This window comes from Mannheimia bovis (assembly GCF_014541205.1).
In the GTDB taxonomy this organism is placed as follows: Bacteria; Pseudomonadota; Gammaproteobacteria; order Enterobacterales; family Pasteurellaceae; genus Mannheimia; species Mannheimia bovis.
Map to the genome: position 1 here is coordinate 2,008,696 of NZ_CP061280.1, position 17,629 is coordinate 2,026,324.

15 protein-coding genes are annotated in these 17,629 nt (G+C 37.9%); 5 read left to right on the forward strand and 10 right to left on the reverse strand.

Annotation, left to right across the window (positions count from 1 at the left end):
• Positions 1–67: 67 nt before the first annotated feature.
• Both ICJ55_RS09935 and asd read right to left on the reverse strand, forming a co-directional pair.
• Entirely contained in the window at positions 68–994 is a 927-nt protein-coding gene (locus tag ICJ55_RS09935) for a LysR family transcriptional regulator (protein WP_188156656.1), read from the reverse strand.
• Positions 995–1,105: 111 nt separating this feature from the next.
• Positions 1,106–2,221, reverse strand: a complete 1,116-nt coding sequence (asd, locus tag ICJ55_RS09940) for an aspartate-semialdehyde dehydrogenase (protein WP_188156657.1) — start codon at positions 2,219–2,221, stop codon at positions 1,106–1,108.
• A 165-nt stretch (positions 2,222–2,386) separates the two neighbouring features.
• Here asd and sodC point away from each other — a divergent pair, with 165 nt between their 5' ends.
• Positions 2,387–2,926, forward strand: coding sequence for a superoxide dismutase family protein (gene sodC, locus ICJ55_RS09945; RefSeq protein WP_188156658.1), 540 nt, complete (start codon positions 2,387–2,389; stop codon positions 2,924–2,926).
• A 214-nt stretch (positions 2,927–3,140) separates the two neighbouring features.
• The gene (gene aspA, locus ICJ55_RS09950) at positions 3,141–4,568 is read left to right on the forward strand and encodes an aspartate ammonia-lyase (protein WP_188156659.1); all 1,428 of its coding nucleotides are present in this window, start codon (positions 3,141–3,143) and stop codon (positions 4,566–4,568) included.
• Between the two features lie 85 nt (positions 4,569–4,653).
• On the opposite strand, the gene ICJ55_RS09955 is transcribed toward aspA, so the two are convergent.
• The 3 genes from ICJ55_RS09955 to ICJ55_RS09965 form a co-directional block, all read right to left on the reverse strand.
• A complete protein-coding gene (locus ICJ55_RS09955) occupies positions 4,654–5,448 on the reverse strand; it encodes a peptide ABC transporter ATP-binding protein (RefSeq protein WP_188156660.1) in 795 nt (264 codons plus the stop codon).
• A 104-nt stretch (positions 5,449–5,552) separates the two neighbouring features.
• Positions 5,553–6,629: a class II fructose-bisphosphate aldolase gene (gene fbaA, locus ICJ55_RS09960; RefSeq protein WP_027074148.1), complete on the reverse strand. Its 1,077-nt coding sequence runs from the start codon at positions 6,627–6,629 to the stop codon at positions 5,553–5,555.
• A gap of 103 nt (positions 6,630–6,732) precedes the next feature.
• A complete protein-coding gene (locus ICJ55_RS09965; protein ID WP_188156661.1) occupies positions 6,733–7,908 on the reverse strand; it encodes a phosphoglycerate kinase in 1,176 nt (391 codons plus the stop codon).
• Positions 7,909–8,128: 220 nt separating this feature from the next.
• Between ICJ55_RS09965 and ICJ55_RS09970 the strand changes: the two genes are divergently transcribed.
• The gene (locus ICJ55_RS09970) at positions 8,129–9,517 is read left to right on the forward strand and encodes an SLC13 family permease (RefSeq protein ID WP_188156662.1); all 1,389 of its coding nucleotides are present in this window, start codon (positions 8,129–8,131) and stop codon (positions 9,515–9,517) included.
• Between the two features lie 85 nt (positions 9,518–9,602).
• On the opposite strand, the gene ICJ55_RS09975 is transcribed toward ICJ55_RS09970, so the two are convergent.
• From ICJ55_RS09975 to ICJ55_RS09995, 5 genes are all read right to left on the reverse strand, one after another.
• Entirely contained in the window at positions 9,603–10,961 is a 1,359-nt protein-coding gene (locus tag ICJ55_RS09975) for a sodium-dependent transporter (protein ID WP_188156663.1), read from the reverse strand.
• Between the two features lie 84 nt (positions 10,962–11,045).
• On the reverse strand, positions 11,046–11,873 hold the full coding sequence (locus tag ICJ55_RS09980) for a Dam family site-specific DNA-(adenine-N6)-methyltransferase (RefSeq protein ID WP_188156664.1): 828 nt from the start codon (positions 11,871–11,873) through the stop codon (positions 11,046–11,048).
• Positions 11,874–11,881: 8 nt separating this feature from the next.
• Positions 11,882–12,970, reverse strand: coding sequence for a 3-dehydroquinate synthase (gene aroB / locus ICJ55_RS09985; protein ID WP_188156665.1), 1,089 nt, complete (start codon positions 12,968–12,970; stop codon positions 11,882–11,884).
• Between the two features lie 29 nt (positions 12,971–12,999).
• Complete coding sequence (gene aroK, locus ICJ55_RS09990; RefSeq protein WP_025236410.1) at positions 13,000–13,524, reverse strand: shikimate kinase AroK; 525 nt, start codon at positions 13,522–13,524, stop codon at positions 13,000–13,002.
• A gap of 230 nt (positions 13,525–13,754) precedes the next feature.
• On the reverse strand, positions 13,755–16,304 hold the full coding sequence (locus ICJ55_RS09995; protein ID WP_188156666.1) for a penicillin-binding protein 1A: 2,550 nt from the start codon (positions 16,302–16,304) through the stop codon (positions 13,755–13,757).
• Between the two features lie 125 nt (positions 16,305–16,429).
• On the opposite strand from ICJ55_RS09995, the gene ICJ55_RS10000 reads away from it, so the two are divergent.
• Both ICJ55_RS10000 and ICJ55_RS10005 read left to right on the forward strand, forming a co-directional pair.
• Positions 16,430–17,131: a competence protein ComA gene (locus ICJ55_RS10000; protein ID WP_188156667.1), complete on the forward strand. Its 702-nt coding sequence runs from the start codon at positions 16,430–16,432 to the stop codon at positions 17,129–17,131.
• A complete protein-coding gene (locus tag ICJ55_RS10005; protein ID WP_188156668.1) occupies positions 17,107–17,628 on the forward strand; it encodes a hypothetical protein in 522 nt (173 codons plus the stop codon). The genes ICJ55_RS10000 and ICJ55_RS10005 overlap by 25 nt, the downstream gene beginning before the upstream one ends.
• The last annotated feature ends 1 nt before the right edge of the window (position 17,629 follow it).

The window sequence follows — 17,629 nt, forward strand, 5'->3', positions numbered from 1 at the left end:
TTAAATAAAAAGCGGTCTATGTTATTCAATTTGTAAAATAATGAATAACATAGACCGCTTGTTATTTCTATTCCAATACCATTAAGCCCGGCAAGGTGGCAAAACTTTGGTCTTTAACGGTATCGTGGAAATCATCTAGGTAGGCAAGGGCAGAATCTGCTTCACGAATTGCTCCGTAGAGATTGCTATATAAACCTTGCTGAGTGATTTTGCGTGCTACCACATAACCTCTATCCAAATAAGGCTTAACCGCCCAATAAGGTAGTGCTGCTACTCCTCGACGGCTCGCAACAAGCTGAATGATGGCAATGGTTAATTCGCTATTACGACGAGTAACTTTAATACCGGCAGGGTTTAGCACTTTACGCAATAAATCCAACATATCATCAGGTACAGGGTATGTGATGAGAGTTTCATCTTTGAAATCTTCTGCTTCCCACACATCTTTTGCTACAAGTGGGTGATCTTTCGAGCAAATTCCCACCATTTCATAAGAAAATAGTGGCTTACAAATAATACTAGAGTTCTCTTCAACCTCAGACACAATTGCCAAATCCGCCCTATGGCTTAATAATAGTCCTACAGTATCGGTATGGAAGCCCGATACAATATCTAATTCCACTAACGGCCAGTGGTGGCGAAATGTATCCATTGCGGGCATTAACCAGTCAAAACAAGTATGACATTCCACCGCAACACGTACTTCTCCCACTTCGCCTTGTTTTACACGAGCTAAATCAAGCTCAGCCTCAATAACTTGCGGCAAAATATCATAGGCAAGTTTAATTAGGCGTTCTCCCGCTTGAGTGAATCGAATAGGTGAGCTTTTACGTTCAAAGAGGGTAAGATCATACTGATCTTCTAATAGTTTAATTTGATGTGAAAGGGCTGATTGGGTTAAATGAACACGCTTTGCAGCCAAAGATACGCTTCCGCTTTCTTTTAAAGCAACTAATGTTCGTAAATGGCGGATTTCGAGGAAAATGGGTTTCATAATTTATTCATCTAAAAGTGAAAAAAGATGAAAATAATTATAACAAACAAGCGGTCAAATTCTGTAAAAAATTTACAAAATCTGACCGCTTGCAAGTATTATGAGAACAAATTATTTAGTTAGTTGAACTAAAATACGGCGAACAGGCTCTGCTGCACCCCATAATAATTGGTCGCCTACAGTGAATGCCGCTAAATATTCACCGCCCATCGCTAATTTACGTAAACGACCAACCGGTACGCTTAATGTGCCGGTTACTTTAGCTGGTGTTAATTCACGTAATGTGGTTTCTTTGTCGTTTGGAATGACTTTCACCCATTCGTTATGAGCCGCGATAATTTGTTCGATTTCTGCTAATGGAATATCTTTTTTGAGCTTGATGGTGAACGCTTGGCTGTGGCAGCGTAACGCACCGATACGCACGCATAAACCATCAACAGGAATTGGATTTTCGCTTAAACCTAAAATTTTATTGGTTTCCGCATAACCTTTCCACTCTTCTTTGGTTTGTCCTGTTTCTGGGAGTAATTTGTCGATCCAAGGAATTAAGCTACCACCTAATGCTGCACCGAAGTTTTCGGTTGGGAAATCGTCTGCACGCATTTTTGCGGTAACTTTGCGTTCAATATCTAAAATAGAAGAGGCAGGATTTGCTAATTCAGCTTTTACGCTATCTTCCAATTCGCCCATTTGTGAAAGTAATTCACGCATATTTTTCGCACCAGCACCTGAAGCTGCTTGGTAAGTTGCAACAGAAACCCATTCCACCAAATCTTTCTCGAATAAGCCACCAATTGCCATTAACATCAAGCTTACTGTACAGTTACCACCTACGAAAGTTTTGATACCGTTTTTCAAACCTTCTGAAATAACGTGTTGGTTTACAGGGTCTAATACGATAATTGCATCATCTTTCATACGAAGTGCAGAGGCAGCATCAATCCAATAGCCGTTCCAGCCACTTTCTTTTAATTTTGGATAGACTTCGTTGGTATAATCACCACCTTGACAGGTTACGATGATGTCTAATTTTTTTAATTCTTCAATATCAAAGGCGTTTTTTAATTCGCCGGCATCTTTACCGCCAAACACAGGGGCTTTTTGACCCGCCTGTGAAGTGGTGAAGAAAATTGGATTGATGTTAGCAAAGTTGTTTTCTTCAACCATACGGTCCATTAATACTGAACCCACCATTCCACGCCAGCCGATAAAACCTACATTTTGCATTATGTTTGCTCCTAAAATAATTGTTATAAATAATTGTGAATAAATACAGGATTTTCATTGAAAAATCAATGTTTTTTATTTATTTGCAAAACTTTGACAAAATTTGACCGCTACGAGTAAAATGGGTTGCCAATTATGGCTTATCTATGAAATAAGGAAAGTTTTATGAAAATGAAAACAGCATTAGCAATTGCATTAGGTTCTTTATTCAGCTTTTCAGCAACAGCCGCAGAACCGGCAAAGATTGTTGTCAATATTCAGCAATTAGATGTAGAAAAAGGCAACAAAGATATTGGTACGGTAGAGATTACCGAATCTAAATACGGCTTGGTATTTACGCCAAATCTAAAAGATTTAACAGAAGGTTTGCACGGCTTCCATATTCACGAAAATCCAAGTTGTGATGCAAAAGAAAAAGATGGCAAACTTACCGCAGGTTTAGCCGCCGGTGGACACTGGAATCCGCATAAAGCACCACATCACGGCTTCCCGTGGTCTGATGAGGCTCATTTAGGTGACTTACCCGCATTAACTGTTTTACACGATGGTACAGCAACTAATCCTGTATTAGCTCCTCGCTTGAAAAAATTAGATGAAATTAAAGGTCGCTCACTGATGATTCACGCCGGCGGAGATAACCACTCAGATCATCCGGCACCTCTTGGCGGTGGTGGTCCTCGTATGGCGTGCGGTGTAATTAGATAAAGGTAATATCTAAAATCATAGGCTATATACTGGTTATATAGCCTCTTTTTTATGGTTGATTATCGCACCAAGTAACCATTATTTTTTCTAATCCGAAAGCCCAATTTATATCCTAGTTCTCTATTCAGAAATTTGATGCAGATCACATTCTTTATTACTTAAAATAGGTATTATTCAAGAATAACCTACCACAATCTATTTTAAGGAGATGAATATGGCAAATGTAAGAATTGAACACGATTTATTAGGCGAAAGAGAAGTGCCGAATGAGGCTTATTGGGGTATTCACACATTAAGAGCGATTGAGAATTTTAATATTTCAAATGTTACTATTTCTGATGTGCCTGAATTTGTGCGTGGTATGGTAATGGTTAAAAAAGCTACTGCATTAGCAAATGGCGAGTTAGGTGCAATTCCAAAAAAAGTTGCCAATGCAATTGTTGAGGCTTGTGATGAAGTATTAGTAAAAGGTAGATGCTTAGACCAATTCCCATCTGATGTTTATCAAGGTGGTGCAGGCACATCTGTCAATATGAATACCAATGAAGTTATTGCCAATCTTGCGTTAGAAATTTTAGGCGAAGAAAAAGGGAAATACGATATAATCAACCCAATGGATCATGTTAATGCCAGCCAATCCACTAACGATGCTTACCCAACAGGTTTCCGTATCGCCGTTTACAATAGCATTATTAAATTAATTGATAAAATCACTTATCTAAAAACTGCCTTCGACAACAAAGCTACCGAATTTGCTGATGTATTAAAAATGGGGCGAACTCAGCTACAAGATGCTGTACCAATGACACTCGGTCAAGAGTTTAAGGCATTCGCCGTATTATTAGATGAAGAAGTACGTAATCTGAAAAAAACAGCAGCTTTATTGCTTGAGGTGAATTTAGGGGCAACTGCCATCGGCACAGGTTTAAACACGCCTGAAGGTTATTCTGAATTAGCTGTAAAATATTTATCTGAAGTAACTGAATTGCCTTGCGTACTGTCTGAAAACTTAATTGAAGCAACTTCAGACTGCGGTGCTTATGTAATGGTTCACGGTGCATTAAAACGCACAGCAGTCAAACTTTCTAAAGTGTGTAACGACTTACGCTTACTTTCATCAGGTCCACGTGCGGGTTTAAACGAAATCAACCTGCCGGAACTTCAAGCCGGTTCTTCTATTATGCCGGCAAAAGTAAACCCTGTTGTGCCGGAAGTGGTAAACCAAGTCTGCTTTAAAGTAATAGGTAATGATACTACTGTTACATTCGCTGCAGAAGCCGGTCAATTACAGTTAAACGTGATGGAGCCTGTGATCGGTCAAGCAATGTTTGAATCTATTGAGATTCTTTCGAATGCTTGTGTGAATTTGCGTGATAAATGTATTGACGGCATTACTGCCAACCGTGAAATATGCCAAAACTATGTGTTTAGCTCAATCGGTATTGTAACTTACCTAAATCCGTTTATCGGGCATCACAACGGCGACATTGTTGGTAAAATCTGTGCAACGACAGGCAGAAGCGTACGTGAAGTAGTACTCGAGCGAGGCTTACTCACAGAAGAACAGTTAGATGATATTCTTTCAGTTGAGAACTTAATGAATCCAACTTATAAAGCAAAACGCTTTACAGAAGAAGAATAAAATCTTCCATAAAAAATTAAATCACTTAATTTCATTACAATAGGGCAAGCAGTGAATTATTTCTGCTTGCCCTATTATTGTTAATTTAGCTAAGCCACGCAGCTTCCGTAAGTGGTTTTCCAAAGTGGCTTTCAATCAATCTTTTTGTAATTTGATGCTCCGGATTAAGTAGCACTTCTTTCGTTTTGCCATATTCAACGACTTCTCCATTTTGCATAACCATAATTTTATCTGCAATATGTTTAATTAATCCAATATTTTGTCCGACATAAATGTAAGCAATGCCTTGCTTTTGCTGTACGCCGAGCATTAAATTAAGAAGTTGGGTTTTTACTGAGAAATCAAGTGAATTAATTGTATCATCAGCAATAATAATTTCCGGTTCTAGAATTAATGCTCTGGCAAATGCAACTCGTTGCTTTTGTCCGCTTGAAGCTTCAGAAATTGGAATAAGTGCGTGTTCAGGATACATTCCTACTAATTTTAAGGTATTAAAAATACGCTCATTTCGTTCCTGTTCACTTAGATCTGTTGCCAGTCTCAAAGGAGCATCTAAAATTTGTCCAATATTGTAGTTTGGATCAAAGGCATCATTCGGGTCTTGAAACATCATTCGAATATGTTTTGCACGGTACTTATAATCTCCGAATCCTAGTTTTGAGCCTCTAAAAATAATTTCTCCGGAAGTAGGCTCTACCATACCTGCAATCATCTTAGCTAAGGTAGATTTACCTGCCCCATTTTCTCCGATAATCGCCAAAGTTTCTTTATGGTTAAGCGTAAAATAAACCTCTTTTACTGCATAAAAATCTTGTTTATGGAAAAGGCTGGTACGCTCAATAAAACGTTTACTCAGATTGCTGATTTCAAGTAATGGCATAACATTTGATATAGAAAAATAAAGCCATAGTTTACCGCAAAAAATAAATAAAAAAAGACCGCTTGTATAGAACAAGCGGTCAGATTCACTAAAAACGTTGCAAATTATAATACGTTTACACAGTTTAGGTCTTCGAAAGATTGCTCTAAGCGTTTAGACATAGATTCTTCCATTTTGCGTAACCAAACACGTGGATCGTAGTATTTTTTGTTTGGTGCATCAGGACCGGTCGGGTTGCCTAATTGACCTTGTAAGTAAGCTTCATTTGCTTTGTAGAATTGAAGAATACCGTCCCACGCAGCCCATTGTGTATCAGTGTCGATGTTCATTTTGATTGCACCGTAGCTGATTGCTTCACGGATCTCTTCACGAGAAGAACCTGAACCACCGTGGAATACGAAGTCTAATGATTTCGCCGGTAAACCACGCTCTTTAGACACATACTCTTGTGATGCACCTAAAATAGACGGTTTTAATTTTACATTACCCGGTTTGTAAACACCGTGTACGTTACCGAATGCCGCAGCGATAGTGAAACGTGGGCTAATTGGGCTTAATTGGTCGTAAACGTATAACACTTCTGATGGTTGGGTGTAAAGTTTAGATTCATCTACATCAGAGTTATCTACGCCATCTTCTTCACCACCGGTTACACCGATTTCAATTTCAAGGGTCATACCGATTTTATCCATACGTGCAAGATATTCACGGCAGATTTCCATATTTTCTTCAATTGGCTCTTCAGATAAGTCGATCATATGTGATGAAAATAATGGACGACCGGTTTCTGCGAAGTGTTTTTCGCCAGCTTCTAATAAGCCGTCAATCCAAGGAAGTAAGTTTTTCGCAGCGTGGTCTGTGTGAAGAATAACAGGCACACCGTATTCAACCGCTAATTGATGAACGTGTTTTGCACCAGCAATCGCACCTAATACATCAGGACGTGCACCTGAAGTTGGCTTGATGCCTTTACCTGCGTAGAATTGTGCACCGCCGTTTGAGAATTGAACGATTACCGGTGATTTAACACGAGCTGCGGTTTCTAATACTGCATTTACAGAGTCAGAACCTACGCAGTTTACTGCAGGAATCGCGAAGTTGTGTTCTTTAGCGTAAGCGAAAACTTTTTGTACGTCGTCGCCTGTTACTACACCCGGTTTTACGATGTTTAATAATGACATTTTTTGCTTCCTTTGTATGAAATGTGCAAATGCACATTGTTAAAATATGCGGTCAAATTTGCAATATTTCATTGAAATTTGACCGCTTGTAATTTAATTCATTTTAGCCGTTTGCGCGTTTTTCTAAGATTTCCACTGCAGGTAATACCTTGCCTTCAACAAATTCTAAGAATGCACCACCACCGGTTGAAATATAAGAGATTTTATCTTTAATGCCGAATAAATCGATCGCAGCTAAGGTATCACCACCGCCTGCAATAGAGAATGCACCATTTGCGGTTGCTTCAGCAATTGCATTTGAAATTACTTCTGTACCTTTGCGGAAGTTAGGGAATTCAAACACACCCACCGGACCGTTCCAAAGAATGGTTTTTGAATTGAGGATAATTTCTGCTAATTGCTCTGCTGATTTTTCGCCGATATCGAAGATAGATTCATCCGCTTGCACTTCGTTCACTGCTTTTTCAGTTGCCGGTGCAGTTTCAGAGAATTCTGTTCCCACACGCACATCAACAGGCACAGGAATGTTCGTTACTTGTGCTAAACGTTTTGCTTCAGGGATTAAATCTTCTTCGTATAATGATTTACCTACCGCGTGCCCTTCTGCCGCAATAAAGGTATTTGCGATACCGCCGCCTACGATTAATTGGTCAGCGATTTTTGATAAGCTATCTAAAACAGTTAATTTGGTAGACACTTTTGAACCACCTACGATTGCCAACATTGGACGTTGTGGTTCTTTTAATGCTTTGCCTAACGCATCTAATTCAGCTGCTAATAATGGACCTGCACAAGCAACTGGGGCATATTCTGCCACACCGTAGGTTGAACCTTCTGCACGGTGAGCCGTACCGAAAGCATCCATAACAAACACATCACAAAGTGCTGCATATTTTTTCGCTAATTCAGGATCGTTTTTCTTCTCACCTTTGTTGATACGCACGTTTTCAAGTACAACTACTTCATTTTCTTGCACATCAACGCCGTCTAAATAATCACGCACTAAACGTACAGGAACACCTAAATCTGAAGCATTTAAATAATCCACAACAGGTTGTAAAGAGTTTGCTTCTTCAAACACGCCTTCAGTCGGACGACCTAAGTGAGAAGTTACCATTACTTTAGCTCCTTTTTGTAAAGCTAATTTTAAGGTTGGAATGGTTGCCACAATGCGAGCATCAGATGTTACTTTACCATCTTTAACCGGCACGTTAAGGTCAGCACGAATAAATAGGCGTTTACCTGCTAAATCAAGGTCGGTCATTTTAATAACAGACATAGTTTGTTCCTCTTTTGATTAGAATTTAAAAAGTGATAACGGTTTGATTATATCAGCTTCTAATCATTTTGGGCTAACCTAGATCAAATAAAATGATAATTTTTATAAATTTTCTAAAAATATTTACCTTTAACAATTTTTAATCTCTTTTCAATAAAAAGTTCTGGTATAGTGCTAAAACCTTCGATTTAAAACAATAAAGAAATGATCAGGAGTGTATATGTCTAGCACAACTAAAAATCCTTTAAGAGGGTTAATCATACTTGCAGTTGATATCGTTATTTTCTTTCTATTACTGCAATTTCTCCCTTTCAATGATCAAGAAAACAGAGGCTTAGCCCTACTTGTTTTTATTGGTATTCTTTGGCTTACTGAAGCCTTCAACATTACCGTAACTGCATTGATGGTACCAATATTTGCTATCGGTCTTAACGTGCTATCAACTAAAGCCGCTTTTGCTCCATTCTCAGAGCCAATTATTTTTATGTTCTTTGGTGGCTTTGTGATTGCAGCAGTGTTAAATATCCAAAAAATCGATCTTTGGATTGCTAATCACGTTATCCGCTTAGCCAAAGGTAATTTAAAACGTACCGTCATTTATCTATTCGCTGTAACTGCCCTGCTTTCTCTCTTTATTAATAATACCGCTGTTGCCGCAATGATGTTGCCTCTCACGCTTGGTATCCTACACAAAGTCGATCTTAAAACTAATCGCAATCTTTATGTATTTGTACTACTAGGCATTGCCTTTAGTTCCAGTATCGGCGGTATTGGCACATTAGTGGGCTCAGCACCGAATGCGTTACTCGCTTCTCAAATTAAAATCTCATTTTCCGAGTGGTTACCATACGGTATGCCGGTTGCCATTTTGCTGATGATTGCAATGGTTATCAGCTTACTCGTTATTCTAAAACCAAACTTTAACGTGCCGTTTAATGTTGAAATTGAAGACTCAAAACTCAACGGAAAACAGCTTGCTACTCTCATCATTTTTATCATTACTGCAATTTTATTGACTTTTAGTAGCTATATTGAACCTTTTATCCGCAATGTACTAGCATTAAAAGAATCCATCAAAAATTTTGATGCCGTAATTGCAATGATCGCGGTTGTCTCACTTTGTATTTGTAACACCGCTACTTGGTCTGAAATTCAAGGGCGTACCGAATGGGGAGTGTTAATGCTATTTGGTGGCGGATTAGTGTTAAGTATTGTGTTACGAGAAACAGGTGCGAGTAAGATTCTAGCAGATACTATCGTTAATTATATCGGTACAAAACACTGGCTGATTATGACCTTAGTGATGACCGCCTTTATTGTATTCTTAACCGAATTTACCTCAAATACGGCAAGTGCAGCCTTAATGTTACCAATCTTTATTACGGTTGCAAATTCACTCGGTTTACCGCCAATTTCGTTAGCTGCAATCATTGCTTGTGGTGCTTCTTGTGCCTTTATGTTACCTATTGCAACTCCACCAAATGCAATTGTATTTGCAACAGGTTACATCAAGCAAAGTGAGATGGTAAAAGTCGGTCTTATACTAAATATTTTCTGTATATCTATTATTGGTTGCTTGTCTTATTTCTTCTGGATGACTTGGCATTAATTGCAAAAAATTATATTTTTTAACCGCTTGTAACAAAAAAGCTGTTTGAATACACATTCAAACAGCTTTATTTATAGATTTCGTTCTATAGAGAATTAAAGAAAATCACTAAAATAATTACAGGGATCACAAAACGAACATAATTAAACCAAATATTAGTCAATGTTTTACCCGCTCCTAGCTCTTCCTTTGCTTCATCTTTTAATACAAAGCCGACAAAAATGGCACTGCCTAAGGCGGTTAAAATAAAGAGAATATTGCCACTGATGTAATCGAAAGCATCAAAAATACTTTTGCCCATAATTTGTACATCTTTTAGTATATTATCACTTAACGCAGAAGGAATATTACCTAATACAAAAATGGTTGCTAAGGTAATAAATATTGCCTTTTGGCGGCTCATCTTTGTCTTCTCTTGTAATGAAGTAATAATCACTTCATAAATGGTTAATGAAGTAGTTAAAGCCGCAACAACCAACAAAGCAAAGAAAATAATCGCAAAAATCGTACCGCCCCACATATTTGAGAACACAATCGGCAAACTCTGGAAGACTAATGTCGGACCGGAGTTTGGTGCAACACCAAAGCTGAATAATGATGGAAAGATCATAAAACCGGCAAGAACCGCAATAATCGTATTCATCACACCCGTAATAGTCGCCGTTTTAACGAGGTTTTCATTTTTATCTAAATAGCTTGAAAGCGTAATCAACACACCAAATCCTAAGCTTAATGCAAAGAACACCTGCCCTAGCACAAATACAAAAAGTTTTGGCGTGATTTTAGAGAAATCAGGCATCAAATAAAATTTAATTCCTTCCACCGCTCCCGGTAAAGTTACATTGCGGATGACCATTACCAGTAAAAACACGAATAGAATAGGCATCAAGTATTTAACCGAACGCTCAATACCATCAACAACGCCCTTCACTAAAATAAAATAGTTTACCAGTACAAAAATAGCAGTATAAGTAATAATGGTTCCCGGACTATTAAAAATACTTTGTTGGAAGAATTGATAAGTAGTTTCTACCGTAACAGGCGTTGAGAGGTCAAGGTTGCCCATAATTAGGCTACCAATATAATTGAGTACCCAACCACCGAGTACCATATAATATGCCAGAATACCGAATGCACCGAGTAACCCCATATAACCTAGTATTTTCCAAGCAGAGGAGATTTTTTTACCATTTGCCGAACCGCCAAAAGCATCAACGGCATTCACTCGCATTCTTCTGCCAATCACATTTTCAACTAAAATCATTGGAATGCCGATCACAATCATTGCAATACAAAATAGGAATACATAAGCACCACCACCATTTTCCCCAACTAAATATGGGAAACGCCACGTTGCTCCGAACCCTACGGTTGCTCCTGCAACCGTCATAATATATGCCAATCTGCTAGACCACGATTGACGCTCTGCATTTTGATTTGCCATTTGATACTCCATAGGCATAAAAATAAAAAATAACGCTTAAATATGAATACAAGCGGTGAAATTTTTAGAAAAATTTGCAAATGATTAGGAAAATAACGCAAATAGTTCGCCGACTTTAATTCGGGAATCCGCCTTCTGCCCAATTGAACGCAGAACTTGCACTGATGTGATTTGAGCGGACTGATAAATCAGCCGAGTAAAATCAGTGTCGTGATTTGAAATTAATACAGGAATGCCCTGCTCTTTCATCTCTAGGGCAAGATTTGCCAAGCGAGCTTGCTGTAACAAACTAAATCCCCCTCCTGCGTATTGAGTAAAGTTAGTCTCTTGCAATAAAGGGGCATAAGGCGGATCGCAATAGATAACACAATCTATCGCACTATTTTTTACCAGCTCAAACACCTGTTCAAAATCCGCACAAATAAAAGTCGCTTTTTGAGCTTTTTCTGCAAAAAACCGCAACTCATTTTCAGGGAAATAATGGGTTTTATAACGCCCAAACGGCACATTATAACCTTTTTTTTGGTTATAACGACATAACCCGTTATAACCAAAACGATTTAAATAGAGAAAAATAACCGAACGGCGAAAAATATCTTTTGAACGATTAAATTCCGCACGGCGTGCTTTATAAAAGGTTTCAGTATTCGCTTTTGGGTGTAGAAAAAGCAATTTTGTTTGAGCGATATAATGCTCAACATCTGCTTTTACCGTATTGAAAAGATTAATTAAATCAGGGTTAATATCGGCAAGGATATAGTGTTCAAAGTCAGTATTCAGAAACACCGAACCCGCACCGACAAAAGGCTCAACTAGACAAGCCTTTTTCGGCAAATGGGTTTGAATATCTGAAATAAGGCGATATTTACCGCCCGCCCATTTTAAAAAGGCTCGGTGTTTAGAATGACTCATTTAAATTTTTAACGCTGGGTAAAACGTTCTATAGATGCCAGCACTTGTTCTTCGGTTGCTCTTGCTGAGACATAAGCTTGACCAAGAGATTTCAGTAAAATCAAACGTAATTGCCCACCTAATACTTTTTTATCTCGCCACATATACGGCAAGTACTCCAAAGGCTCCATACCATCCGGCGAAATAGTAGGTAGATTTGCTCTCGCCAGTAATTTTTCTAAACGAGCTACATCTTCCACATTCAAATCACCTAAAATGTGCGACAAAGCAGCCGCTTCAAGCATACCAACCGCAACAGCTTCACCGTGTAGCCATACGCCATAGCCCATACGAGCTTCAATTGCGTGTCCAAAAGTATGCCCCAAATTAAGCAACGCACGATCGCCTTTTTCCGTTTCATCACGGGCAACAACATCTGCTTTTAATTGGCAACAACGTTGAATGCAATATTCCAGCTCATCTTGTTTGAGAGAAACTAAATCATCAATATGCTTTTCAAGCCATTCAAAAAAAGCAATATCAAAAATCGCTCCATATTTGATTACTTCCGCTAAGCCAGCACTCACTTCTCTTTTTGGTAAAGTCGCAAGCGTGTTGGTATCCACAATAACAGAAATAGGCTGATAAAAAGCCCCAATCATATTTTTGCCAAGCGGGTGATTAACTGCGGTTTTACCACCAACGGAAGAATCCACCTGTGCCAATAACGTGGTTGGAATTTGGATAAAACGAATACCGCGTTGGTAAGAAGCAGCGGCATAACCTGCCACATCGCCAATTACACCGCCACCTAAAGCAATTAAGGTGCTATCACGATTATGATTTTTTTCTAATAACGCAGTAAAAATCAAATTTAACGAATCCAGATTTTTATGCTCTTCGCCATCAGGAATTAGCACTAAATCTACTTGGCAACCTAATTCAGTCAAAGTACGGGTAACAGTTTCGAGATAATGAAAGGCAACGGTTGGATTAGATACAATCATCACTTTATCGGCTGCTTTTAACGGCGAATAGCTTGCAGCCTGAGCAAGTATTCCCTCTCCAATAATAATCGGATAGCGGCGTTCTTTTAATTCCACATTAACCTGTAACATATCTCGCTCCTTAGCTTAATTTAGGTTTCCTATGCGACTAAATTATCCATCATATCAATGATTTGATTTGCAACCACTTTCGCACTTTGTTCATCAGTATGGATAGTGATATCCGCAATTTCTTCATAAAGCGGATTGCGGATTTTCGCTAATTCTTCTAATGTTTTACGTGGATCTTCTGTTTGTAACAGAGGACGTTTTTTATCCCGTTGCGTACGTTCAAATTGCTTATCCACCGTTGTTTCTAGGTAGATCACGATGCCACGAGCTGATAATACATTGCGGTTATCTTTCGACAAAATAGAGCCACCGCCCGTTGAAAGCACAATACCGTGATTTTGCGTTAATTCGTTCAGGATACGCTCTTCACGCTTGCGAAAACCCGCTTCACCTTCAACATCAAAGATCCAATCAATATCTGCACCGGCTCTTTCTTCAATCACGCTGTCGGAATCCAAAAATTCCATTCCTAATGTTTGAGCAAGTTGGCGACCAATTGTGCTCTTTCCAGCCCCCATCGGTCCAATTAGAAAAATATTACGTTTTTCAGCCATTATTTCTTCTTCTATTATTAAAATTTATAAACATCTGATTTGTGAAATTAAAAGAAAAAACGACCGCTTGTTATACAAGCGGTCTGATTTCTTATAAAAATTGCAATAAAATCGGTTTATTGACTAAAAGTATATAAATAACTCACAAATCGCCCAAAATAAAATTGGTCGCTATTATCGCAAGAAATGCCCCTATTTTTCAACTTTTAAGATTATATTCATTGCAATTTTTAGAATAACTCTCCACTTTGCAATACACCCGGTGGTGGAAGCCCCAATCGGGCAGGAGCTTGATTTGGAGATTGTTCCGTATAACCTCTCTCTATAATATAACGTTTTGTTGGTTCTGTTCCTTTAATGAAGAACTCTTTACGCCCATCGCCTAAGAAACCACTATTTGGATCGATTTTCACTTCAACGATATTTTTTGGCACAACCTGTTTTTCAACTTTTTTGTCTGATAAGGCAACTTTCATATAGTTTATCCAAGCAGGTAAAGCCGTATTTGAACCAGTTGCACCTTTGCCCAATACTTTTTTATTATCATCAAAGGCAACATAAACAACGGTTGCAATATCTGCACCAAAGCCCGCATACCAAGTTGCTTTAGAATTATTCGTTGTACCTGTTTTACCGCCTACATCAGTACGTTTAATCGTATTTAGCATTCGATAACTTGTTCCTCGCCAGCCATATTCAGCCTCACCGGTCACTGCTGTCGCTAAAGCACTCCGCATTAAAAAAGCTAATTCATTACTAATTACGTGCGGTGCATAACGTAAGCCTTTAACGTGATGCGAAGACTCCGCCATTAAACTTGGAGAATCTGTTTCTGCAGGAGTAGTATTTAGATCCAATTCTGCATCATCAATATCTTCAACAACCTCTTCGTCATTGTTCGAGGTATTAGTTGGTATAGCACTAACCTGTGTTTCATCATGAATTTTCACCGAATCAAAATATTGTGGCTCAGGATAAATCACTGGATTATCGCAAACTGAACAAGCTATCACAGGGTTTGCTTGGTAAAGTTCGTAACCTTGTGAATCAATAATGCGGTCAATAATATACGGCTCAATTAAGTAACCGCCATTATTAAACACAGCATAAGCACGAGCCATTTCTAGTGGCGTAAATGAAGCAGCACCTAAGGCTAAGGCTTCTGTTGCCACATACTGATTACGGTTAAATCCGAAGCGTTGTAAATAATCGGCAGTATAATCAATACCTGCCATTTGTAGCACACGAATTGCTACCATATTTCTGGATTTACCTAACGCTACCCTTACTCGTGTTGGACCACCATAAACACCATCGGCATTTTTTGGTCTCCACTCTTTTTGCCCCGGCTTTTTAATCACAATTTGATCATCACTAATTGTAGTTGAAAGGCTTAGCCCTTTATTCATTGCCGCTGCATAAATAAATGGCTTAATGGCAGAACCAACTTGAACAACTGATTGTGTAGCACGGTTAAAGCGGCTATGTTCAAAGCTAAAACCTCCAACAATCGCTTCAATCGCACCATTTTCACTATTAATAGAAACCAATCCTGAATTTACTTCAGGAATTTGCCCTAAAACCCACTCTTTATTTTTGTTTTGTCTTATCCAAATTTGTTCGCCAACTTTTAAGCCTTTAGGAGCAAAAGAAGCATTAGCTCTCTTTAAAGTAGAAGAATCACCATTAGCTAGCAAGATAGTATATTTAGATTTATCTGCTTGCATTACGACTGCAGGCGTAAAAGGCTCTGATTTTGGTAATTTACTTAGGTGATCAATAATTTTCTCATTATCCCAAACGTCATTCCCCGTCCATAATTTTTCAGCTCCACGCCATCCTCGTCTGCGATCATAATCAATCAAATTTTCACGCAATGCATCTTGTGCGGCTTTTTGGTCTGCTGAAAGCACGGTTGCATAGACTTTTAAACCTTTGTTATAAGCAATGTTTTCACCATAACGTTTTACAATTTCTTGGCGAACCATTTCTGTAACATAATCAGCACGAAACTCTAATGCTGCACCATAGTAATTTGCTACAATTGGCTCAGCTTTCGCTTTTTCGTACTGTTCTTGAGTAATATCTTTAGTTTCAAGCATTCTACCCAAAACTACATTACGGCGATCTTCTGCTCGTTTTACCGAATAAAGTGGGTTCATCGTTGATGGTGCTTTTGGAAGCCCTGCAATAATCGCAATTTCCGAAAGTGTGAGATCTTTTAACGCTTTATTAAAATAGGTTTTAGCCGCTGCTGCTACACCGTGCGAGCGATACCCCAAATAAATTTTGTTTAAATAAAGCTCTAAAATTTCATTTTTCGTCAGAACTTGTTCAATTTCTAACGCTAAGATAGCTTCTTTTGCTTTACGCTCAATACTACGCTCAGGCGTTAAGAAAAAGTTTTTGGCTAGCTGTTGAGTAATGGTACTTGCCCCTTGTGTATCGCCCTGACTGGTACGCCACAATGCACGCATAATCCCTTTAGGGTCAATCCCTTTATGTTCATAGAAACGAGCATCTTCTGTTGCTAAAATTGCTTTTATCAACATTGGAGGAACATCCTCAAGTTTAACCGGAATACGGCGTTCTTCGCCCACTTCACCAATTAATTTACCGTCTAAAGTAAAAATCTGCATTGGTTGTTGTAACTCAACATTTTTAAGTGTTGCAACATCAGGTAAGTCAGACTTGATATGCATATAAAGTAAACCACCGATTACCCCACCTAAAATTAACAGTGAAAGTAAAGCACTAAATATTATTTTTGCGATCCGCATCGAAAAAATCTCTTTTGGTTAATGACGAAATATAAATTTAAAGCCAATATTAAGTTGCTAAGTATAAGCGAAAACGCCCATTTAACCTAACTAAATTGCTATAAATTTTACTTATTGAACTCATTATGAAACTACTTAAACCACCAGTGAAAAAGCCTGTCTCGCCCACAGTTTTAGGCTTAAGCGAAAATGAAGAATATTATTGCTTAGTCAAAAATCAAGCTGAAAAATTCAGTACTTTTTGGCAGCAAAAGAGTGAAGGATTAGAGATGGCTATTCAAAAAATCATCGCAACAGAAACGGTAAACGAACCTTTTACCCTCGTTCGCACCATTCCTTACCAATATATCTGGCGAAAAACTATTTTTATCTCTAAAAAACTTGATGAAATCCAATTACATAGGCAAGTTATCCAAATTTTAAAAAATGAGCAACCACTTGCAATTGAATTACTCAATTTTGAGTATCAGCGATTGCCAAGCAGTAATAACAATCTTGATAAAATAACAATTTATGCATTAAATAAAAACTATGCTGAAAGTTTAAACCAATTTAACAATATATTAGATTGCGAACTGCATTGTTATATTCGAGGTATTTTTCATTTAAATCCTCAACTTGATAATAACTTTCCCTGTTTTTCTTTTAAGCAAAAAACAGTTCAATTTACAGAAAGCGAACTACTATTTCCTCTGGTTGAACCTAAGAATTGTATTTATTTATCTGATATTTTAATTACCGATACCGATATGCAATCGGATGAATCAAAGCAACTTTATTGTCTCGCACTTGGAGCAAGTTTATGGAATGGCAAGGCATTGATTTAAGCGGAAATAGAAAAAGTAAATGGGTATTTACTCACTATAAAAGCATCAAAAATATCGCTTATACATTTTTATTAATCAGCCTTATCAGCTTATGTTTGCTCTTTTATAGTGTTCAGAAAAAGAATGAAATTGAATCTCTTACACAGCAATTAGAGAAACTACAAGCAGATACTGTTGATTTTGAAAACAAAATTTCACACCTTAAAAATAACAATAACATTATTTTACCTTTTGCTGAAAATCAGAAAGTCGAACAGCTATTTACAATAATTCAGCATATCCCTTTAAAAAATGGAGGGATCGATGCAATACAGTTATATCAAGAAAAAGATCTTTATTTAAGAATTAGTGGTAATTTAAGCATAGAAGAAGAGTTTAAAAATCTAGAACAATATTTATATCAACAAGAATTTATTGAAACAAAAACAGAACAAGTAAGTGTTAATCACAAAAATGAAATCTCTTTCATATTTACCATAAAGCATAAAGGAAACTAAG